We start from the raw sequence: 690 nt of genomic DNA, 5'->3' as shown, positions 1-690 counted from the left end.
CGGCCCACTGCCCCGTGAACAACGTGATCGGTCGCGTCATCTCACTCCCGCTCTCGCAATCATGTGGACAATCACACCGTGTCCAATCACACCGTGGTCCAGCCCGACCCGGCGGCGGCGCTCTCCTCGACCGCGGCGAGCACCCGCTGGACCCGCAGCCCGTCCTCGAAGGACGGCGCGGGGTCGGTGCCGGCGGCCACCGCCTCCAGGAAGTCCTTCGTCTCGTGGACGAAGGTGTGCTCGTAGCCGAGGCCGTGGCCCGGCGGCCACCACGCCCCGGCGTACGGGTGGTCCGGCTCGGTGACGAGGATCCGCCGGAACCCGGCGTCCCGCTCGGCCGCGTCGTAGAACCACAGCTCGTTCATCGCCTCGAAGTCGAAGGACAGGCTGCCCGCCGATCCGTTGACCTCGATCCGCAGCGCGTTCTTGCGCCCGGTCGCGAAGCGGGTGGCCTCGAACGAGGCCAGCGCCCCGCCCTCGAAGCGGCCGATGAACAGCGCCGCGTCGTCCACCGTCACCTCGCCCATCTCACCGGTGCCGCCCTCGCCGGCCAGGCCGCTCGACCCCTCGGCGAGCGGGCGCTCCTTGACGAAGGTCTCGGTGAGCGCGCTCACCCCGGTCAGCGACCGGCCGACGATGAACTGCGCGGTGTCGATGATGTGGGCGCCGATGTCGCCGAGAGCGCCCGAT

Annotated in this window: 1 protein-coding gene; it reads right to left on the bottom strand. The window is 71.3% G+C overall.

The genetic code is table 11. The features are described from left to right. Nucleotides 1-86: 86 nt before the first annotated feature. Nucleotides 87-690, bottom strand: a 604-nt coding sequence (locus Msi02_RS42810; protein WP_239109451.1) for a Gfo/Idh/MocA family protein, incomplete at its 5' end; no start/stop codon positions are given.

The organism is Microbispora siamensis (assembly GCF_016863095.1).
GTDB classification, from domain to species: domain Bacteria; phylum Actinomycetota; class Actinomycetes; order Streptosporangiales; family Streptosporangiaceae; genus Microbispora; species Microbispora siamensis.
The sequence above is the reverse complement of the archived record's forward strand: the minus strand, read 5'-3'. Positions and strand labels throughout refer to the sequence as shown.